The organism is Pedobacter petrophilus, assembly GCF_009674725.1.
Classification (GTDB): Bacteria; Bacteroidota; Bacteroidia; order Sphingobacteriales; family Sphingobacteriaceae; genus Pedobacter; species Pedobacter petrophilus.
Map to the genome: position 1 here is coordinate 1 of NZ_WKKH01000023.1, position 21,608 is coordinate 21,608.

Consider the following 21,608-nt stretch of genomic DNA (forward strand, 5'->3'; position numbering starts at 1 on the left):
TCAAAATGAAATACGTTTGGTTTACTAAAGCAAAAGAAACAAATTATTTCTTTTCCCCCAAGAATTCCGCTTGATCCATATTAAGGCCGAGTAATTTTCCAATAAAAAAACAAAACCCTCTTTACAGATTGTAAAGAGGGTTTGTGGGCCCAGCTGGGCTCGAACCAGCGACCAAAAGATTATGAGTCTTCTACTCTAACCAACTGAGCTATAGGCCCCGAAAAAAAACAGTGTTTTTTGCGAGTGCAATGTTACAAATTTGCATTCAATTTTGAAAAACTTTTTTATAATAATTATCGTAAATCTGCCATTAACCTTATTTTCAGGCTAATGTAATTAATTAAAAGGCTTTAGCGTTAAGAGATAATAAAGATTTTTATTCCTGGAATGAAGAAGAATATCAACATTAAGATTGTATAATCAATAAGTCAAAATTTAGCTTAGCTGCTTAAAGATATATTTTTATACAAAATAAGTGTAGTTTTATATCCTTTAATGCCGTAAATTTTTAGCTTTAAACGATCAGGAATTGCTTCAGCGTTTCATAAAGAAAGATCATATCATACTAACATGTCCATAGACTATAAACAATTGCAACACGAGGTAGAGAAATACGTTGGCAATTACTTCCGTACGCACCACGATCCGCGTTTGGTTTACCACAACCTCGAACATACTCAGGAAGTAGTAGATGCGGCACAGCAAATCGCCAATCATTACCAGCTGAATGACCAAGACTTTTTTACCGTCACCATTGCTGCATATTTTCACGATACGGGTTACTTCGAAGAAGCATTACAACATGAAGCAAAAGGAGCAGAGCTGGCAGATCAGTTTCTGGCCGAACACCAGGTAGGAACAGAGCTAAGAGATAATGTAAAGAGTGCTATTTTATCGACTAAAATTCCACAGCGCCCCAAAAATCAGATCGATAAAATTTTATGTGATGCAGATTTATTCCACCTGGGATTGCCAGATTTCCGCCAGAAAGGCAAACTGATGCACAAAGAAGTAGAATTAATCTACGAAAAAAAAATCAGCAAACAAGAATGGCGCAAGCGTGATATTCAGTTTATGGAATCACATCGCTATCAAACCGATTATGTAATCCTGTTGCTTAATGATCAGAAACAGGCAAATATCAGTAAGCTTAAAAGCAAACTCACCACGCAGGAGGAAATTAAAGTAGAACAGGAAGAACCTAAAAACTTTGCCCCGAACATTATTTCCGATACCAATAAAAAGAAGGGCAAAGATGATCGTCCGGATAAGGGGATAGAAACCATGTTCAGGATCACCTCAGCCAATAATCAGCGTTTGAGCGACATGGCCGATAATAAAGCCCATATCCTGATTACCGTAAATTCGATTATGCTTTCCTTAATCGTGAGTTTACTTTTACGGAGACTGGAAGACCATGGTAACCTGATTATTCCAACATTCATTTTATTAATTGTGAGTTTAACCTGTGTGGTAGTTTCCATTTTATCAACCCGGCCATCCATTCCTAAAGGTGAATTTACCCAGGAAGATATGGACAATAAAAAAGTAAATCTCCTTTTTTTTGGTAACTTCTATAAAATGAGTTTACCGAGCTATACCGATGGGATGATCCAGGTAATGAATGATAAAGACTTTCTTTATGGAACATTAATTACCGACGTTTATTCTCAGGGGGTTGTGCTGGGCCGTAAATACAAACTCATCCGCTTAGCCTATAATATTTTCATGTTCGGATTAATTGCTGCGGTATTTGCTTTCGTTATCGCCTATGCAGCTTACGGAAAACTTTAATGGAACAAATGATCGAAACAGCACTTTTTAACAGGGATCTGAGCTGGTTGAAATTCAACGAACGCATTTTAACTGAAGCTGGCCGAAGTAATGTTCCGCTATTGGAACGCATCAGATTTCTTTCCATTTTTTCTTCCAATCTGGATGAATTCTATCGCGTAAGGATGCCCGTATTGCTCGCGTTGGAAAAACTGAGCAACAGGGAAGGTAACGATATTCATCTTGAAGAAGACTTGCTCAAGAGTGCAAATGACTTGATTTCGCGTCAGCAACAGCAATATGGCAGGGTACTGCAGCTGGAAATTATTCCACAACTAAAAGCGCATCAAATTAACCTGCTTTACGGACAGCCTTTTCCAAAAGAGATTCAAAAAACGTTAACGAGATACTTTTTGAGTCAGGTAATGGCCTTTCTGCAGCCGGTTTATATTAATAATAAAACTGATTTTTTCCCGTCTAACAATGAGTTATACTTCCTGATTACGTTAAAGAACGGAAGTGATACCAAATCCGTAATTTTAAATATTCCATCAAATGAGTTGCCTCGATTTTACAAGGTAGAAAGTGCAGGCGAGGGTTTCGTTGTGTTTTTAGATGATCTTGTTCGCTATCACCTCGATCGTGTATTTCCCAATGATGAAGTTTTAGGTTGCTTTAGCTTCAAAATTACCCGGGATGCTGAAATTGATTTGAAGGATGAATATTCGGGCAGTTTATCCGATCAGCTGGAGAAGCAACTCATGAAACGTGATTTAGGTTTGGCCACACGCTTTCTTCACCAGCCTGGCATTCCGGCCAACGTGTTTGAGGTGATGAAAAAATTGTTCAATCTCAAAAAGGCGAACATGGTAGAAGGTGGGCAATACCATAACCTGAAAGACTTAATGAACTTTCCGGTTAAAAACGACCAGCTTTCCAACCAGCCCTGGGAAAAAATCTGTAATACCGATTTTGCAGTTGGCACTCTTACCGAAGCCATCACTAAAAAAGATATCATTGTTCATACCCCGTTTCAAAGCTATGAAAGTGTGCTTCGGTTCTTTAACGAGGCTGCTATAGATGAGGCAGTTAAGGAAATTTATGTTACACTTTACCGTGTAGCCAGCGATTCTAAAATAGTTAACGCCCTGATTAGTGCTGCTAAAAACGGCAAGAAGGTTACCGTTTTGGTAGAACTTAAAGCCAGGTTTGATGAAGCAAATAACATCAAATGGGCAAAAAAAATGAAATCAGTTGGAGTAGATATCATTTATAGCGTTACCGCACTCAAAGTTCATGCAAAGGTTGCCTTAGTGAAACGGAAAGTGGAAGGCAGAATGCACTATGTGGGTTTATTCGCAACCGGAAATTTTAACGAAAGCACGGCATCATTTTATACCGATCACATTTTGATGACAGCCCACAAGGAAATGCTGAGGGAAGTGGAATTGTTATTTATTTTTCTTGCTAAACGGATAAAACCAACCTCTACAGATTTAATTCCTTTTAAACATTTGCTGGTGGCACAATTTAATTTGCAGCAAGGCTTTTTAAATTTAATTGATCGGGAAATAGAACATGCTTCGCAAGGCAAACCTGCGGGCATTACCATTAAAATGAATAACCTCGAAGAAAAGGTTTTGATTAACAAACTTTACGAAGCATCTAATTCCGGAGTAAAAATCGATATGATTGTCAGAAGTATTTGCAGGCTGATTCCGGGTGTAAAGGGAATGAGTGAAAATATAAAAGTAACACGCATTGTAGATCGTTACCTGGAACATGGCCGGATTTTTGTTTTTCATAATCTTGGTAAACAAGACGTGTATTTAGGGTCTGCAGATTGGATGAACAGAAATATCTATCGCAGAATCGAAGTATGTTTCCCGATTTATGATGAGTACATCAAAAGAGAAATTCTGGATATTATCGATATACAAAAACAAGATACTGTACAGGCTGTTTTGATTGATGAAAAAATGGACAATATCCCGGTTCACACTGGTGAGAATGCCATTTCATCACAGCAGGGTGTTTACCAGTATTTAAAAGAAAAATATTAAGTTTCAGGTCATGAATAAGAATAAAACAAGATTGGCATCATTGGTAGCCGCATTTGCAATTGCTTTTATAGGCGTTTCCTGTGTGAATGAAAAACACGGTGATCAGGCAAAAGATAACAGCGAAACGGCTACTGAAGGTACATCGGCCACTGGCCAGAAAACAGACTTCCCCTATGATCTGGCCAATCCTGTAAAATACAATATGCCTCAAAACTTGTTTGAAATCTCCGGTATCACATTTCATAATGGCGATCCGAAACAGGTTTTTGCCATTCAGGATGAAGACGGCGATTTGTTTCATCTTGGTTTAGCAGATAAAGAAGCAAAATATACGAAATTTGGTGGCAAAGGAGATTACGAAGATGTGGCAATATTAAAAGATCAGGTGATCATTCTAAAAAGTAATGGCGAATTGCATACTTTTCCAATCTCAAAAATTAATGATGCTGAAGTAACAGACGCAGTTAAAACTAAAGATTTGGTGCCAAAAGCAGAATACGAAGGCCTTGCTGCAGATGAGAAAACAGGTAACGTTTATGTGTTAACAAAAGAAATTAAGAAAAGTAAAAAAGGAGAAACAGAAATTTTTGCATTCAAGTTTGATAAGGGCAACTATACAGCAGCAGGAACTTTTACGCTGGCTCATGAACAAATTGCAGAATTAGCGGGCACAAAAAAGATGAACTTCCGCCCTTCTGCTTTAGCCAAAAATCCAAAAACGGGAGAGTGGTTTGTGCTTTCTTCTGTGAATAAGTTATTGGTTATCACAGATGAAAACTTCAAAATAAAATCTACCCAGGCATTAGCAGGCGATGCATTTAATCAGCCGGAGGGAATTGCATTCGATAAAGACAATAACTTGTACATTTCAAATGAAGGCGGATCACTATCGGCTGGAAATATTTTAATGTTCAAGTCGAAGTAGGCATATCGAAATTGCTTATCTTTATCAGCATTAACCCATAAGTATGATAAAGACGTTTACCCTTGTTGCTGCATTCTTTTTTTTATTCGGTTTCAGTTCTTTTGCCCAGGATGATGTAAAGTACCGTGTCATTTTATTCGGCGATGCCGGAGAGATGAATCAGGGGCAAATGCAGGACTTAAAAAATGCTGCGAAGCAAATAATTCCGAAGAAAACTACAGTAGTTTATTTGGGTGATAACATCTATCCAACTGGCATGGGTTTGCCGGGAAGTGCTGATGAAGAAGAAACCAAAAAGATTCTGCGTTCGCAATTCGAACCGATGCGAAAAATGGGCGCTTCGGTTTATTTTGTGCCAGGAAATCACGATTGGGATAAATCAGGACCGAACGGCCTGGCAAAAATTAAAGCTCAGGATGATTATTTAAAGGCGCAAAATGACCCTTTACTAAAGTTACTTCCCGCTAACGGATGTCCTGATCCGGTAGCGATAAACCTTACCGATAAATTAACCATCATTGCTTACGATAGTGAATGGTGGTTATTCCCTTATAATAAAGCAAATTCTGATGGTGAATGCGATTGCCGTACAAAAGATGAGGTTTTAGTACGAATGGAGCAGTTGCTGGAGCAGAATAAAAACAAAGTGATTCTGTTGGCTTCACACCATCCATTCCAGAGTTATGGTCCGCATGGCGGATATTTCAACCTGAGAAATCACCTTTTTCCACTTACATCATTAAATAAAAATCTGTATATCCCAATGCCTGTTTTAGGTTCGGTTTATCCATTTTTAAGATCTACACTTTTAAGTCCGGAAGATTTAAATCACCCGGCCTATAAAGACATGATCAAATCGGTAAATGGTGTATTCGGAGATTATCCGAATGTTACCTATGTTGCCGGCCACGAGCACGGTTTACAGTTAATTAAAGGTAAGCAGCTGCAGATTATCAGCGGCGCAGGCTCAAAGGTTTCACCTAATAAGAAAGGCAAAACTTCCTTGTTTCAGGAGATGCAACAAGGCTATGTTGTGGCAGATCAGCTGATGAATAATGATATGCGTTATGAATATTATATCTATTCAGATACCAGCGTTAAAAAGGTTTACAGCTATGTAAAGAAGTTTGAGCAGATTCCGTCAATCATCAGAAATAGAGATAAACCAATCACCGCCGATAGCATTTTCGTCCGCATTAAACCAGAGTACGATAGTGTTGGCCGCTTTCATCGATATGTTTTCGGAGAAAATTACCGCAAGGAATACGCAGAAAGAACAAAAGTGCCGGTTTTGCATGTCTCTAAAATGATGGGTGGCTTAAAAGCAACCCAACGTGGTGGCGGTAACCAGTCGCGCTCTTTAAGGCTGGAGGATAAGGATGGCAAAGAATACGTACTGAGAAGTATAGAAAAATATCCGGAGGTATTATTGCCGGAAGCATTACGGAATACTTTTGCAAAAGACGTTATTAAAGATAACATGTCTGCACAGCATCCTTTCTCGGCATTAGTTGTTCCGGAACTCGCAAAAGCGGCTAAAATTCCGCATGCCAGTCCGATTATTGGCTGGGTTTCCCCGGATGATGGTTTAGGCGAATATGAATCTGCTTTTGCTAATACGTTATGTTTATTCGAAGAAAGAGAGCCGGTTGGTGAATCAGACAGTTCTCCAAAAATGGATAAAAAGCTAAATGATGATAATGATAACAAACTGGATGGCCCTGCCTGGGTAAAGGCACGGGCGTTAGATGTGCTTTTAGGCGATTGGGACAGGCACGAAGATCAGTGGCGTTGGAAAGAAACAAAAACTAAAGACGGCTCGCTATATACACCGATTCCTAGAGATCGCGATCAGGTTTTTTTCAGAGCTGATGGTTTCTTGCAGCGGTTTACGCAATCATCATCGCTGCTTCCTATGATGCAGGGGTATGAGCGTCCGTTAAAAAATATTAACTGGTTTTTATGGGAAGGTAGGGAGATTAGCAGCCGGTGGACAGCCGACATAGAAGAAGACGAATTTAATCAGATTGTGAAAGATTTCTGTGCAAATTATAATGATGAGGTTTTTGAAAGGGCCCTGCGCAAACTTCCTGAACCGAGCTATTCATTACACCATGATGAACTTTTGAAAACGCTTCGTGAGCGGATTGCCAACCTGCCAAAACTGATGAATGAGTATTATCACTTCTTCAACCGCATTGTAGATATCGAGGTAACCAACAAAAATGAGCTCATCAAAATCAGCGATACGAAGAATAAGGGTTTGCGGGTGAAGATCAATAAAATATCTAAAGAAGGGAATATTAAAAACGAATTATTTGATCGCGAGTTCGATCCAAAAGTAACCAAAGAACTTCGTTTTTACCTGCATAATGGAAACGACAGCTTAATTCTGGATAACAAAAACGCAGCGATTAAGATCAGGATTATTGGCGGTAAAGGCAGCAAATACTATGATTTTGAAAACAGCAACGCAAAGGTAAGGCTGTATGGCAGAACCGATAATGCTACCTATACCGGAGCAGATGAAAATAAGATAAGGAAAATCATCTCTAACGATACCTCAAACTTTACCCATATCCACAAAGATATGTACGTAAGGAGATCGTATAATTTAAACGCGGGTTTTAATAATGATGATGGCGTTTTATTGGGATTAATCTACAAGCAAACCAACCCGGGTTTCAGAAGACAACCCTGGGGAAATTCGCAAACGGTTTCATTTTTACACTCATTTTCTACCCGGGCATTTCGTTTCAATTATAAGGGTGAATGGTTAAAGGCTTTCGGAAAAGGCGATTTTATTTTAAAAGCAGATGCCAATGCACCCAATAATACCCAGAACTTTTTTGGCTTAGGGAACGATACCAGGTTTGATGAGCATGGAGATGAAATCAGGTATTACAGGGCCAGGTTTAATTTGTATCAGGTAGATGCAGCCATCAGGTGGCGCAGACCAAAATCAATGGTTTCAATTGGTCCCTCTTATCAATACTATAAGTTTAATAAGGAAGATAACGAAGGACGATTTATCCTGAGCTCAGGCGAGTTGCGTTCTGCAGACAGCTTAACGGTTCGTAATGAGAAGATGTTTGCCGGCGCGATTTTAAATTTTACCAATAACACCCGCGATAACGATTTACTCCCAACCCTTGGAAGTTTTGTCGATTTTAAATTATTAGGTTATAAAGGTGTTAATAAATATTCCAATTCATATGGCCAGTTCCTGGCCAGCATCGCCTTATATAAAAATCTCGATGGCAGAAAGAACTTCATTCTGGCAGATCGCTTTGGCGGTGGAGTAACAGTGGGAAAACCAGCTTTCTACCAGTCTATGTTTTTAGGAGGCCAGGGAAATTTGCTGGGTTATCGCCAGTTTAGGTTCGCCGGAGAACATGCGCTTTATAATAATTTGGAGTTAAGAGCAAAGTTGGGTGACTTAGTGAGTTATGTATTACCCGGACAAATTGGCTTATTGGGTTTTTATGACGTTGGAAGGGTTTGGAAACGCAATGAAGTTTCCAATACATGGCACCACGGCGTTGGAGGAGGGGTTTACTTCGCTCCGGCATCACTCACAGTTGTACGATTAGTAGTAGGCCACTCTACAGATGGCTGGTATCCGTACATTTCTTTAAACTTTAGGTACTAAATTTGCGTAACTTTAATGTAGTATAGTGATCTAAGTATTACGTTTTAAAGACCTAGTTATAGGAAAACTGTTAATATCTTTGTACTGAACAAGATAGCAGCAAATTACACTACAGAAAGGAATACAATATGAATACCAATGTAATACAAATACATAAGAACGAATGTGTAAATGCCCAGGTGGAATCATATCTGTCTTTTCGTCCCCTTGTGGAGTATTTGAAGCAAAGACTGAAGACAGAGAAATCTGTGAAGTCTGAATTTTATAGATTTTTACTGGAAAAGATTCAGAAAGATGAAGTGCTTTTAAGCAGCATAAGTGCGAAGGAATTAGTGAAATATAAAGATACTTTAGAATTAATTTTCACCATTCTTACGCCATTGATGGATAACGAGGATGATTTTTTCTGGGCCCTGAGTACGCCGGTCCCAAATGAAATTTTCTTCAGTACGAATGCATTTTATAAGTTTTTTAAAGATCACGATCCTAAAAATAAAGTTTCTAAAGACACAGATCCGGTAGAGAAGAAACAACTTAAATTTGTTTATAACATCATTCTGGATCGCTTCTACAACTTTACTTCTGTGCTTAAAAATGAAATCATTTATGGTCACATTAATGAGGAAACGAAGCTAACGCAATATTATAATATTCAAACCAATACTAAATTTGTTGATATAAAGTATAAAAACTCGTTGCCAGAACTTAATTTCGAAGAGCTTGGGCAAGCATTTCAGAATGATAGCGAGTTAGAGTATTTATTCGATCGTATACCACTAAGTAATTTTGTATTCGAGGGATTTAGCATTATTTCGATCACTGACGTAACATTACAGCATTCGATTGATGGAATTCGTGATGCGTTGGTTAATCACAACTATCAAACTGAAGCTTATGACCATGTAATTCAGGCTTTGAAGAGTTTAAGTGGAAATGGTAGCCTTGAATTTGGCTTAATGCCATTTCTTACGGTAAATAATAAGCTGGTTTTTGATCACAAGGAATTTACGCAAAGTAAACTGATTAATTCAGCCAAAGCATCAGACCTGGAAGAAGAGGTGTTTTACTCTCTGGTTGATAAATATAAAGAGAATCCAAGAGCCATTTTTGTCACTGCCATTAATGAAGACCAGATTTTAAAAGATCCTTTCTTAAGGGTGCTGAAAGAGGCAGGCGTTTGTTCTTATTCTGTATTGCCGGTTTATTACAATACGCAGTTGGCCGGAGTGCTGGAAGTTTATTCGGAACAGGAAATTGTAATTGATGATAAATTGCTATCTAGATTGCGTCCGGCGATGCCATTAATTGGTCAGCTTTTCCAATACAACATTGAAGATTTTGATGCCAAGATGGATGAGGTGTTGATGGATAAATTTACCGCTTTACAGCCTTCTGTACAATGGAAATTTAACGAAGCCGTATGGCGTTTCCTGCAAAAAAATAACGGTAAAAATAAAATTAGCGAAATAGAAACAGTTACGTTTAAGCACATGTATCCGCTATTTGGAGCCATTGATATTCGTAACTCTACCATCGAACGGAATAAGGCCTTAAAAGATGATTTAACCGTGCTGCTAAACAGTTTGACGCAGGCACTTAAGGAAATTAAAAAAATAGTTTCACTGGAAATTACCGATAAAATATTATTCAATTGTAAAGACTGGACAAAAAGAATTGGTAACCTGTCTTCTTCAAATGAAGAAAACCAGCTGAATGAATTTTTAACGGTAGAAGTTTATCCTTTCCTCTCCATTATAAAAGCCAACTACCCGAAAACTGCAGAAATTGTTGACGAATATTTCCAGGTAATTGTTCCTGAAACAGGGGCCGCTTTTGCCAACCGCAGACAGCTGGAAATTTCTATGCAAATGATTAATACGGAAGTGAGTCAGTTTCTGGAGAAGTCGCAGACTAATCTCCAGGCATCTTATCCTTGTTACTTTGCTAAATTTAGAACTGATGGGGTAGAGTATGATATTTATATTGGCCAGGCCATTTCGCCGGAAAAACCATTTGATTTATTGTATCTCAAAAATATTCGCCTGTGGCAATTAACTTCTATGGTAGAAATTGCACGGTTATCCAAAGGATTAATTGGCGAAATGCCTCGTCCTTTGGAAACAACTCAGCTGATTTTTATTCACTCAAACGCCATCGATATCAGTTTCAGAAATGATGAAAGAAGGTTCGATGTGGAAGGTGCGTATAACATCCGTTACGAAGTTGTAAAAAAACGAATCGATAAAGTTCTGGTTAAGGGTACAAGCGAGCGACTAACACAGCCGCATAAAGTAGCCATGGTTTATTTTAATCCGGATGAGGCAAAAGAATACCTGGAATATGTAAAATACATGCAGGTTCAGGGCTATTTCAATGATGATCTGGAACAGCTTGAATTAGATGAGCTGCAAGGCGTTTCTGGGTTAAAGGCAATGCGTGTAGGGATAAAGTACATCGAGAATAAAAAGGAAACTGCGAAGAAACTGAAGCCTAAAGAACTCGAATCAATCGAAAAAGAAATCGCTTCAATGATGCAAAACTAATTGCTTTTAATAAACCTCATAGGTGCTCAAACCTGTGAGGTTTATCATTATCCTAAAGCCTTAACTTTCCTTCTTTAAATAAATCAAACGCTGTCTGGTAGTTTGCAATGCCTTCGTCTACTAACCGTTTTGGAAGGCTAAATGGTTTCTGCTCATTTTTAGTTTTGTTGTATAAATAGGTATCCACCTTCTTGTGCGGACTCAACAACAGCAAACTATCACCTTTAAGATAGGCAAGCTTTTGATAAGTGCCTAAAAATACCCGTGGTTTATAAGTATCATCCAGTACATTTTGTCCGTAAAATTCACTGCTATAATTCCAACCTAATAAAGACCATAGTGTTGGGAACATATCAATTTGCGAAGTCATTTTAGAGATATTCATCTTTGGCTGATTTCTTAAATTTAAAATCATGCAGGGAATCTGATATTTAGAAATATCAATTTCATTCTTTCCGGCACTGCTTGCGCAATGATCTGCCACAATAATTACAACGGTATTTGCATAATAAGGTTTAGCTTTCAGTTCATCTACAAACTTTCCGATGGCATAATCGGTATACCTCACCGCACCCGCTCTCGTTCCCGATGGAAGTTTGATCTTATTTGCCGGAAAGGTATAAGGCCGGTGATTGGAGGTGGTCATTATAAAATCGTTAAATAGCTGATGCTGCTTATATTTTTCATCTGCATCCTTTAACGCAACGTTAAAAATATCTTCATCACAAATGCCCCATGCGTTTTCAAAAGTTACCTGCTGATCTGTAATTAAGGTTCTGCTTCCACTGTAAGTTTCATTAAGGAGTTTCCGCCCTCTGTCTACAATATTGTAACCATTCGTGCCGAAAAAGTGGTTCATGTTATCAAAATAACCATCGCCACCATAAAAGAAAGTATTGGTATAGCCTTTTGTTTTAAAAACATGGCCGGTTGTAAATAGATTTTCATTATTTGTGCGTCTCACAATGCTGCTACCAGGTGTAGGCGGAATAGATAAACTCAAGGCTTCCATTCCACGAACGGTTCTTGTGCCTGTTGCATACATATCACTAAAAAAAATGCTATGGTTGGCAATAGAATCTAAGCGCGGCGTAAGTTGTTCGGTATTTCCGTAATGCGCCAGAAATTCTGCACTTAAACTTTCTACCGTAATCAGGATAACATTAGGCCGGTAGCTGGAATTTTTACCCTTTATATCGCGTAAAATTGTTGATCCGTTTCTAAAGGTTACGTCTTTCTGATTGAGTTGATTTCTAACAATCGCAAATGCTTTTTTTGTATCAATTAATTTATAAAACTCATGATAGTTTAGTTCATTATTTTTAAATGCAGCGAAAAAAGAGTAGATCCCGGCTTTACTCAGTTCATTGGCATACCGATTATTGCCATTCTCTGCACTGCTGTTTTTGATAAAGACAGAAAACGAAATTGCTGCAATTATTAAAGAGCAGGATATGATTAAGCGGTTTTTAGGAAGTGTTTCGCTTTCAAAGTTTAATTTGAATATTTTCAGCTGGAAAAAAATATAAGTTACCGCAAATGCGATGAGTAAAATGCCAGAAATAAGATAAGGAAGGGGGTAAGATTCATTAATGTTATGAATTACCTCGTAAGTATAAATCAGGTAATCTACGGCAATGAAATTAAATCGGCTTTCGAACTCCTGCCAGAAGGTGATTTCGGCAAAGAACGAAAATAGCGTGATGAGTACAAAGAGGAGGAAGGCTGCAATGGTCAAGCCCTGGTTCCATTTTTTCTGGTAGAGCCGGTTGGGAATTATGAGTAGATACAGCGCGTAAAATGAAGTGATGATCAAAGCTGTTCCAAGATCAAAAAAGAGGCCTGCCAAATAACATTTGATCACTTCAAAGATGCTGAAATCTGTATGTTGCGCCGAGGCAATAAAAAGAATGGTGCGAATAATGAAGGAAAAGAATATGAAATAGGCAATGAATCCAAACAGGATGGAATACCTGCTCTTACGTATGTTGATCATTATATTGATTAGTTTACGCAAGATAGCTGTCGATTCTGAAGAAATACTGAAGTTTCAAAATCGGTTAAAAACATAAGGCCTTCTGATCATCAGAAAGCCTTATTCATTTGTGTGTTTTGATGTTAATTATTTGATGCGATTTCTTTTTCTACCGCCTTGATTTCAACAGAACTCATATTTGTTTTTAAAGCTGCAAATTTATCCATGGTTAATTTTTGCTCTTTACCCATTACCAAAGTGTGGTTGTCAGTAGAGCCGCTTAATTTTAAGTCAGCCTGGTCTTCAATCACTGTGTATAAACCTTCTGTAGTTGTATTAATTTCTGCATGCGCATTTCCTTTTAAAAAGATTTGAAGATATTGAGAATTTAATTTTCCTTCTGTTTTAACCACTGCATTTTCGTTTGCTTCAATTCTGTAAATATTGTCTACATAAACGATTATTTTAGCAGTTGTTCCGCTTGTAGAGGTTACGCGGAGCATATCGCCTTCCTGCATAATTTTAGCCGTCCCTTCATTATCATCTGTATAGGCCACGCCTGTTGCAGGTTTCTGAATTAAAGTAACTTCAACATTTCCGCCGATGGATATTTTTTTGAAGCCCTTAACTGCGGAGACAGCTAAGGGCCTAACTGTTGATGCAGAAACATTCGTTGAGAATACAGTTGTAGATAAAACGATTGCTGTTAATGAAGTTGCGATTAGGGTTTTGATTGACGTTTTCATAATTTCTTTTATTTAATAATTTAATGTTAACTTACTGTTAATTAAATGTTTAAGTTCTTTTTGTTATTGTTTTGTAGATAAGACGTAGCTACTTCAAAAATGTTGCAGGCAGTTTTACATTTTTATACCACTTAATAGAAATTCTCGACCAACGGGCGTTAATTGAAGACGAAATCCTGAAACCTTTTTTAAACCCAATGTAAAATCTTTCCAATTCGCCTATTGAATTATTCTTTTTCTTATCTTTAACCATAATATTCTCAATATTTATATGAAGAAAAAGGTTGTGCTTGTTCAGGATAACAAAGAAATTCTGGAAATAATGGACCAGGTACTGGAAGAAGAAGGTTTTGATGTTACGGCATCGTTAACAACTGATCCGGTAGATAGAATAGATGAGATTGAACCGGATGTGGTAATTGTAGATGATCACATTAAAGGAGATAAGAAAGGATCAGAAATTATTAGAGAATTAAAATCTGATCCTGAAACCGAAGATGTATCTGCTGTATTAACTTCTACATCTAATAAATTGCCTCAGCAAGCAGAAGAGTGCAAGGCAGATGACTATATCGAAAAGCCATTTGATATCGATCACATGATCGAAGTGGTAAAAAAGAATACTTAATTACCTGTTCAATGTTGGTTCATACGTATCTGTATTAACAACCGCTTTCAGTTCGTGCAAAATTTGATATAAACCGAAATTCGTACGGTTTACATAAATAAAATGTTTAACACCCCTGGCTTGCTTAAATTCTGGCATTTTTGAAATCTTCTCACCATAGAGATATAGTTGTTCGAAAAATTCAGTCTTGCTAAAATCAAAAACCTTGCTGATATAGGGTTTAGCGAAGAGACTAATCATTTCCTTATAGGCTTTATAATAAAATTCAACCTGATCATCGGTATCATCATTGTGAATCATATCAAGCTTTCTGAAAGCATCAATGGTTTTCGCCCTATCGTTAATCACATCTGTAGAAATTAAAGAGAAAAACGGATAATAAAAATCGTTTGGTAACTCTTTAATGCATCCAAAATCAATTACGCCTAAATCCTCGTTCGGTGTAATCATAAAATTTCCCGGATGTGGATCGGCGTGAACAGCTCTTAATTCATGTTGCTGGAAATTATAAAAATCCCACAGCGCCTGGCCTATCTTATTTCTTAATTCCTGAGTAGGGTTAGTTTTTAAAAATTCTTTTAAGTGTAACCCATCCAGCCAGTCCATGGTAATGATGCGCTTTCCGGATAATTCCGGATAGTATTTTGGGAAAACCACATGGTCGAGGTTTTTACAGTCTTCAGAAAACTGGATCGATCTTCTAACTTCTAATTCGTAATCAGTTTCTTCCAGTAAACGTTCTTCAACCTCTTTAATATAAATGTTCAGTTCCCGTTCTGACATGCCCAGCAATCGAAAGGCAAAAGGCTTAACCAGTTTTAAATCTGATGAAATACTATCTCCTACACCTGGATATTGAATCTTTACGGCAAGCTTTTTACCATTTAGCGTAGCCTGATGTACCTGGCCGATTGACGCCGCATTACTGGATGACAAGTTAAATGTATCGTAAATTTGCTCTGGTGTTTTACCAAAATTCTTGGTAAAAGTACGTACAATCAGTGGTCCGGAAAGGGGAGGTGCATTGTATTGCGATTGGGTAAACTTATCTACATAAGATTTTGGCAGGATATTTTTATCCATGCTTAACATCTGCGCAATTTTTAAAGCACTGCCTTTAAGTTCACTTAATGATTTATAAATATCTGTAGCATTATCCTCATTCAACTGTTCCCGATCCATGCCTGGATTGAACAATTTCTTGGAATAGTGCTTTATATAATTGCCCCCGATTTGAAAACCTGTTTTAACAAATTTTGCAGAACGCTCTACTTTAGTGGTTGGAATACTCTGTTGTGTTTTCATTAATGATTAAAGCCCCATTTTTTCTTTAAACTTCCCGTTTCTCGATAAAAACTTCCCGTAATCTATCAGGTTATCAATTGGCGAATGCTGAAAAAGATCGAAGGTTACGTTAATTCCTTTTTCAATGGCTTCATCACTTTTTTCAAAGCCATCGCTATCATCATTAATCCAGAAGTTAACAATAAATGCAAATTGAATCCACAGCGCATCTTTATAGCGCTTGGTTAAAAACTTGCGTTCTGCCAGTTCGCCACGCTCCAGGCCATCATCAATAATTTCCTGCGCAAAATTTTCGAAAATCGGTTTAACGCCTGAAAGTACATCCGGAGTGGAAAATTTGCCGCGGTAATTCTTCAAACTATAGATTACAAAACTGCGTTCATTCTTCAGGTTTTCTAAATAGCTGTAAAAGAAAGAAAGCATTTTCTCACGAGAAGTATATTGCAACCAAACTTCCTGTTCCTTTATTTTACTAATGGTTTCGAAAGTAAGCTCAAACCAAATCGCTTTCTCTATACTTTCGAAAGAAGAGTGGAACTGATAAAAATCTGCCTCGGTTATTTTTAGTTTTTTTACGAAACTATATACCGTTTTCGGTTTTTCATTATGGGTTAAAACATAGTCGATGTATGCTTGTCTAATTTGCTGAGCAGTTGCCATATTCGTGTTTATTTACAATTATAACGTTTTAATGATTCCCTTGTTTTTGAACAGCCTGAATTGTCAATCATTAATTTGTAATAAATGCTTTCAAAATATTTGAAAGTTGGTTTTTGGCTAATTTATTTAGTTTATATCCTGTATATGTTGAAATCTATTTCATTCAATAAGCTAAAAATATTAGTATAATTGTGAACTTCTTTTAAATCTTTATTTTATGATTCAGCTTGACGATTTTTTATACGGTAAAATGGAATTTCCGGAAGTGTTTGCGGCGCTTCTGGAAACTGATGCCTTGAAACGTTTAGGCGGTGTTCACCAGAGTGGCGCAATTTTCTTAGTTAATCCAGATATTTGCCATTCGCGTTTAGAACACGCAATAGGTGTGGCAATGCTAATTAAGAAGCTGGGTGGCTCAGTTCTGGAACAGATTGCAGGATTATTACATGATGTTTCGCATACAGCGTTCTCGCACGTGGGCGATTATGTATTTGATCATGTGGAGGAAGATTATCATGAGAAGGTTTTTGCAGAAATCATTTATAACTCACAAATTCCTGAGGTTTTAATAAAATATGGTTTCAGCGTAAATGACATCCTCTCTGGTACTTTCCATATTTTAGAGCAGCCAATGCCGTTACTTTGTGCAGATCGTTTGGATTATACCTTACGCGACGGGATTCATGGCGGGGTAATTTCGAGACAAAGGGCAAAACAATTTTTGAATGCTGTAGTGTTGAGCGATGGGAAAATCGCCGTTAATCAGGATCTTGAAGCCACCTGGATAAATGAGGCATTTGAAAAGTTAATTAACGAAGTGTTTAAACTTCCGCTTCATTTATATGCAAATGGAAAAATGGCCGAACTAATTAAACGCTTTTTAAGTAAAGGTTTGCTGATTGAAAGTGATATGTTTAAAACGGATACGTTGTTATTAAATAAAATAAGAATGAACTACGAGGGCTACGAAGCAATTAAATCAATTAAACAACTGCGTGGTTTTAATGAATACATCCGCCATGGCAAATTGCCTCAAATAAAAAACAGGACATTAAATGTTCTTGCTATTTAAGTTCAATTAAATCGCCTTAGAAAAACATTATCTTTCATTTTAACGTATATTGTTCAAAAATAACTTATGTCGGCTATAGAGATCATTTTAATCGGAGTTGTAATTCTATTGATTTTTGGAGGCAAAAAACTTCCTGAACTTATGCGTGGAATAGGAAGAAGCGTTAAAGAATTTAAAGAAGCAAAAGACGAGCCCGTTAAGAAATAGCCATTTCCGGTAAAACTTTCCTTTCTTAGTGGTGTTTTATTTTTAAAATAAATCAAAATGGAAAATCAGAAACCAGATCAGGAAAAATCTAAGTCAGCCTTTGTTGACCAGGCTCAGGATAATCCGGCAAAAGGATTAAACGATTGGAATGATCGTTTGGATGAGAATTTAGAACCTAAAAAACATGGTGATACGGATGCAGATGAACGTGCAAAAGATTTTTCTGATCAGGTAGGTAGCGGCGATCAGTCTGATCAGGCTGATAGTTAGATTTATTTTTCTTAAACGGGTAAATTCTTATGGTTTTACCCATCATGTTGAAGCCCCTCTTTGCAGGATCTTAAAATCTGCTGTTTCAAGGAACTGAAAAATTAATTAATTTTTATTTTAAGTGGGTATTTAAATCTCTTTAACCATATTCTCGTAGGCAAGATTTGTTAAATTTTTCTTGTGCGTGTTGGATGCGTCTGATAATTAGTATATTGCATTTCAATACATCAGCAAATGCATAGCGGTTCTCAATTTATCGTATGAGTAAAGGTTTTATACTGGCTGTTATTCTATTGCTGTCTATTCCTTTTCTGGCCATTTCTCAAAATGTTTCTAATGAAGGAACTGATTTTTGGGCTGTTTTTCCTTCGCATGTGCAGAGTGGGCAATTTGAAGCCAACTTAAATGTTTTTGTAACTTCAAAATATGATACGGAAGTTACGGTTACCTCTGGTAGTTTTACTTCGGGCATAGTGCTTATTCCTGCCAATACATCGGTAGAAATTCCGGTAGACCGTGCAGCTTCTTACGTAGATGTTACCGATACCAGATTAATTAATCGGGGAATACATATCGTAGTTACTCCCGGGAAACCAAAAGTTTCTGCTTATGCACATATTTACGCCGGAAATCGTTCAGCTGCATCATTAATTTTGCCCTTTGTGGCTTTAGGACAGAAATACTTTTCTGTAAATTTTACACAAAGCATAGACAATTCCAATAATCCAGGCCAAAATTATTTGGCTATAGTTGCCGTTTCTGATAATACACAATTGAAGCTTAAAAAGAAAGATGGTTCGGAAATAGATCTTCCCGAACTGAATGCAGGCGATGTTTATGAATATACTGATGGTGGAAGCGATTTAACCGGCGTCTCAGTTTACGTAGATCCTTCATCAGCATCATCATGTAACCGCTTTGCTGCCTTTTCGGGTTCTTCTAATATCAGTATTGCAGATTGTTCCCCGCGAACAACAAGTTCCGATCCACTCTATCAACAACTCTATCCTATATCAAGTTTAGGTAAATCATACGGAATAGTTCCCTTTTCGGGGCAGTCTTATCTATATCGGGCGATAGCAGTAGAGCCAAATACGAAAATCTATCTGGATGGGGTTTTGGTAGGAACGTTGCTAAATGCTGGTGATTTCTACTCCTCAGCAAGAATGAATAATGCGGCATTTATTACTGCTGATAAGAATATCATGCTAAGTCAATATATGTATAGTGTAGGGTGTGCATCAAGCACGGGCGGAGCAGCAGAATTCGGAGATCCGGATATGGTATTGCTAAATCCTGTTGAGTTCATCGTAAACAACATCACTATTTTTTCTTCAGATAAGCAAAGGATCAGTCAGAAATTTCTAAATATTCTAATTAAAACAAACAAAACATCTTCCTTTAAAATTAACGGAGCTCCCCCTTCGATTACCTGGACACCTTTAACAGGAAACCCGCTATACTCTTTTGCGCAAATTCCCCTTACTGATAACAGCCTATCACTAAGTGCAGATGATGGATTTAATGCAATTGCTTACGGCTACGGAGCAACCGAATCTTACGCTTACTCTGCAGGTACTAATCTGGCAACCAATAATTATTTAACTGTAGTAAGTAGCATCAATAATAACGAAAGCGCAAATGGTTGTGTTGGAGTATTATCTAAGTTTAAAATCACATTACCTTATCAGCCCAATGTTATTGTCTGGAGCTTAGATAGAGCAGCACCAGTGTCACATTTGGAACTGTTAGAACAAAAGCAGTTGGCTGATGGCACTTTTCAGTATGTATATAATTCACCTTTTGAACTGGCTTATGCTACAAGTGGAACTCATACCATTGATCTGCAGGCAAATCCTGCTGCAAACGCTGCCTGCACGATCATAGATACTAATCTTACCTACGTTTTTAACGTTCTCAATCTACCAATTGCTGATTTTGAGATAAATGCCATGGCAGCATGTGCTAATGATGATTTGAACTTTACGAGTAAGGCAGATCCGAATGGACTGGTCATTTCTAATTGGGCATGGGATTTTGGTGATGGATCTGCAGTAATAGATGAAAAAAATCCTTTACATAAATATGCTGAAGAAGGCGATTATGCAGTTAAACTACTTGTAAAATCAGTTGATGGCTGTTGGTCTGACGTGGCTGCAGTACAAACGGTTCATGTAAATCCTTTACCCGTTGCAGCATTTACGATATCGCGTAATATCAGTTGTGTAAATGCCGATATTTTATTTACTGATCAATCAACCATTAGCCGTGCATTAACGGCCTCATCACAAATTGTAAAATGGGAATGGGATTTCGGTGATGGTTCAACTCCCGAAGTGCGTTTATCGAAAGCTCCATTTGCACATCAGTTCTCACAGGTAGGAACATTTTCAGTTAAGCTGACCACAACCTCTGATGTTGGATGCACCACAACATCAGCCATTGAAAACATTACGGTTAATGCCTTACCTGTAGCAGACTTTCTTTTGCCTGCGGTGTGTTTTGACGATCGGGTAGCAACATTTATCAACCAATCCAGAAACGTGGATAATACGGCGAATGGACTAAGTTATGAGTGGAGTTTTGGTGATAATTCATCATCCACTAATCGTGCTGTTTCAATAAATGGAGATCATTCCTATTCAACTCCCGGGGGTTACTTCGTAACCTTGAAAATAAAAAATCAGGATGGTTGTGAAGTTGCTACAACGAAGTCTTTTACCCTGAACGGGCAGGTAAAAACGGCAGATTTTGCCATTCAAAATCAAGGTATGCTTTGCAACGGCTCTGATGTGATCATTAATAATTTATCTACCGCATTTAGTGGTCAGATTACAAAAATAGAGGTTTATAAAAATGCGGTTAATGAACCTACTAATAAAATTACAATAGAGCACCCAACTGCCGACGACATTATTTTAAATTACAATGGCTTAGATATTTCAGTAGATAATGAAGTTAAAATTAAACTCATTGCTTATTCAGGTATAGTATGTTTTAAAGAGGTCTCTAAAATAATCACTTTAAAAGCTGCACCGATATTATCAGCTGATGCAATTGCACCAGTTTGTGAGAATGATGGGAATGTAAATATTAACCAGTTTCATGAAACTTCTGGAATTGCTGGTGATGGTGGCGTTTATTCAAGTGATGGAAACTGGCTCAGTACTACAGGAACTTTTAATCCCAAATTAGCGGGAGCGGGTTCGCACAACATTACTTATACTTTTGTGGCCAATAATGGCTGTTCATCATCCATCACAAGCAGCATTATCGTTAATGAATCGCCTAATGCTAATGCTGAATCAACAGTTTTTATGTTGGCGGGAGGGGAGATAAAGCTTCCTGCTGTTGCAAATGGTGAAAATTTAACCTATCAATGGAGTCCAGCGCTGGCTTTAAATAACGATAAAATTTTAAATCCAATGGCGAGCCCTGACGAAGACACAGAATATACTTTAACCGTGAGCGCAAATCCAAGCGGTTGTGAAGCAATAACAAAAGTATTGGTTAAAGTATTACAGGTGCTAATACCACCAAATTCCTTTACCCCGAATGGAGATAATGTAAATGATGTTTGGAATATTAAATACATAGAAAGCTATCCTAAAGCAACAGTAACAGTGTTTAATAGAAATGGAAATAAGGTTTTCTCCAGTAATGGCTATCAGAATCCGTTTGATGGAAATTTCCAGAATGAGCCGCTACCTGTTGGCGTTTACTACTATATTATAAATCCCGGGAATGAAAGAAAAACAATTACTGGTCCGCTTACTATAATCAGATAAT

General features: G+C 37.5%; 14 protein-coding genes and 1 tRNA gene. 10 read left to right on the forward strand and 5 right to left on the reverse strand.

The features are described from left to right. Positions 1-144 precede the first annotated feature (144 nt). Positions 145-218, reverse strand: a tRNA-Ile gene (locus GJU39_RS14385). Between the two features lie 352 nt (positions 219-570). On the opposite strand from GJU39_RS14385, the gene GJU39_RS14390 reads away from it, so the two are divergent. The 5 genes from GJU39_RS14390 to GJU39_RS14410 all read left to right on the forward strand — a co-directional run bounded on the left by GJU39_RS14390 (position 571) and on the right by GJU39_RS14410 (position 10,956). Next, a complete protein-coding gene (locus GJU39_RS14390; protein ID WP_154281589.1) occupies positions 571-1,794 on the forward strand; it encodes a Pycsar system effector family protein in 1,224 nt (407 codons plus the stop codon). An 8-nt stretch (positions 1,795-1,802) separates the two neighbouring features. Next, positions 1,803-3,836 (forward strand): polyphosphate kinase 1, encoded by a 2,034-nt coding sequence (gene ppk1, locus GJU39_RS14395; RefSeq protein ID WP_154281591.1) that lies wholly within the window; start codon positions 1,803-1,805, stop codon positions 3,834-3,836. Between the two features lie 10 nt (positions 3,837-3,846). Continuing rightward, complete coding sequence (locus tag GJU39_RS14400) at positions 3,847-4,761, forward strand: SdiA-regulated domain-containing protein (protein ID WP_245227913.1); 915 nt, start codon at positions 3,847-3,849, stop codon at positions 4,759-4,761. A gap of 43 nt (positions 4,762-4,804) precedes the next feature. Beyond that, on the forward strand, positions 4,805-8,413 hold the full coding sequence (locus GJU39_RS14405) for a metallophosphoesterase (protein WP_154281593.1): 3,609 nt from the start codon (positions 4,805-4,807) through the stop codon (positions 8,411-8,413). A gap of 128 nt (positions 8,414-8,541) precedes the next feature. After that, a complete protein-coding gene (locus GJU39_RS14410; RefSeq protein WP_154281595.1) occupies positions 8,542-10,956 on the forward strand; it encodes a GAF domain-containing protein in 2,415 nt (804 codons plus the stop codon). Between the two features lie 52 nt (positions 10,957-11,008). On the opposite strand, the gene GJU39_RS14415 is transcribed toward GJU39_RS14410, so the two are convergent. Both GJU39_RS14415 and GJU39_RS14420 read right to left on the reverse strand, forming a co-directional pair. After that, positions 11,009-12,952 carry an LTA synthase family protein gene (locus GJU39_RS14415; RefSeq protein WP_154281597.1) on the reverse strand — a complete coding sequence of 648 codons (1,944 nt, stop codon included), beginning with the start codon at positions 12,950-12,952 and terminating at the stop codon, positions 11,009-11,011. A 122-nt stretch (positions 12,953-13,074) separates the two neighbouring features. Next, a complete protein-coding gene (locus tag GJU39_RS14420) occupies positions 13,075-13,677 on the reverse strand; it encodes a GIN domain-containing protein (protein ID WP_154281599.1) in 603 nt (200 codons plus the stop codon). Positions 13,678-13,948: 271 nt separating this feature from the next. On the opposite strand from GJU39_RS14420, the gene GJU39_RS14425 reads away from it, so the two are divergent. Next, positions 13,949-14,305, forward strand: a complete 357-nt coding sequence (locus tag GJU39_RS14425; RefSeq protein ID WP_154281601.1) for a response regulator — start codon at positions 13,949-13,951, stop codon at positions 14,303-14,305. Here GJU39_RS14425 and GJU39_RS14430 read toward each other — a convergent pair whose 3' ends face one another. Further along, on the reverse strand, positions 14,306-15,610 hold the full coding sequence (locus GJU39_RS14430; protein ID WP_154281603.1) for an ABC1 kinase family protein: 1,305 nt from the start codon (positions 15,608-15,610) through the stop codon (positions 14,306-14,308). A gap of 6 nt (positions 15,611-15,616) precedes the next feature. Then, positions 15,617-16,270, reverse strand: a complete 654-nt coding sequence (locus GJU39_RS14435) for a TetR family transcriptional regulator C-terminal domain-containing protein (protein ID WP_154281605.1) — start codon at positions 16,268-16,270, stop codon at positions 15,617-15,619. 217 nt (positions 16,271-16,487) lie between these two features. Here GJU39_RS14435 and GJU39_RS14440 point away from each other — a divergent pair, with 217 nt between their 5' ends. The 4 genes from GJU39_RS14440 to GJU39_RS14455 all read left to right on the forward strand — a co-directional run bounded on the left by GJU39_RS14440 (position 16,488) and on the right by GJU39_RS14455 (position 21,607). Further along, positions 16,488-17,342, forward strand: a complete 855-nt coding sequence (locus tag GJU39_RS14440; protein ID WP_154281608.1) for an HD domain-containing protein — start codon at positions 16,488-16,490, stop codon at positions 17,340-17,342. Positions 17,343-17,408: 66 nt separating this feature from the next. Then, on the forward strand, positions 17,409-17,549 hold the full coding sequence (gene tatA / locus GJU39_RS14445) for a twin-arginine translocase TatA/TatE family subunit (RefSeq protein ID WP_154281610.1): 141 nt from the start codon (positions 17,409-17,411) through the stop codon (positions 17,547-17,549). A gap of 57 nt (positions 17,550-17,606) precedes the next feature. After that, positions 17,607-17,819 (forward strand): hypothetical protein, encoded by a 213-nt coding sequence (locus tag GJU39_RS14450; RefSeq protein WP_154281612.1) that lies wholly within the window; start codon positions 17,607-17,609, stop codon positions 17,817-17,819. Between the two features lie 260 nt (positions 17,820-18,079). After that, entirely contained in the window at positions 18,080-21,607 is a 3,528-nt protein-coding gene (locus GJU39_RS14455; RefSeq protein WP_154281613.1) for a PKD domain-containing protein, read from the forward strand. Position 21,608 lies beyond the last annotated feature (1 nt).

Bases quoted from the DNA above. Each gene is read 5' to 3' on its own strand.
- GJU39_RS14390 (WP_154281589.1), top strand. From the start codon at position 571: ATGTCCATAGACTATAAACAATTGCAACACGAGGTAGAGAAATACGTT.
- GJU39_RS14430 (WP_154281603.1), bottom strand. From the start codon at position 15,610: ATGAAAACACAACAGAGTATTCCAACCACTAAAGTAGAGCGTTCTGCA.
- GJU39_RS14450 (WP_154281612.1), top strand. From the start codon at position 17,607: ATGGAAAATCAGAAACCAGATCAGGAAAAATCTAAGTCAGCCTTTGTT.
- GJU39_RS14440 (WP_154281608.1), top strand. From the start codon at position 16,488: ATGATTCAGCTTGACGATTTTTTATACGGTAAAATGGAATTTCCGGAA.
- GJU39_RS14420 (WP_154281599.1), bottom strand. From the start codon at position 13,677: ATGAAAACGTCAATCAAAACCCTAATCGCAACTTCATTAACAGCAATC.
- GJU39_RS14455 (WP_154281613.1), top strand. From the start codon at position 18,080: ATGAGTAAAGGTTTTATACTGGCTGTTATTCTATTGCTGTCTATTCCT.
- tatA (WP_154281610.1), top strand. From the start codon at position 17,409: ATGTCGGCTATAGAGATCATTTTAATCGGAGTTGTAATTCTATTGATT.
- GJU39_RS14415 (WP_154281597.1), bottom strand. From the start codon at position 12,952: ATGATCAACATACGTAAGAGCAGGTATTCCATCCTGTTTGGATTCATT.
- GJU39_RS14435 (WP_154281605.1), bottom strand. From the start codon at position 16,270: ATGGCAACTGCTCAGCAAATTAGACAAGCATACATCGACTATGTTTTA.
- GJU39_RS14400 (WP_245227913.1), top strand. From the start codon at position 3,847: ATGAATAAGAATAAAACAAGATTGGCATCATTGGTAGCCGCATTTGCA.
- GJU39_RS14410 (WP_154281595.1), top strand. From the start codon at position 8,542: ATGAATACCAATGTAATACAAATACATAAGAACGAATGTGTAAATGCC.
- ppk1 (WP_154281591.1), top strand. From the start codon at position 1,803: ATGATCGAAACAGCACTTTTTAACAGGGATCTGAGCTGGTTGAAATTC.
- GJU39_RS14425 (WP_154281601.1), top strand. From the start codon at position 13,949: ATGAAGAAAAAGGTTGTGCTTGTTCAGGATAACAAAGAAATTCTGGAA.
- GJU39_RS14405 (WP_154281593.1), top strand. From the start codon at position 4,805: ATGATAAAGACGTTTACCCTTGTTGCTGCATTCTTTTTTTTATTCGGT.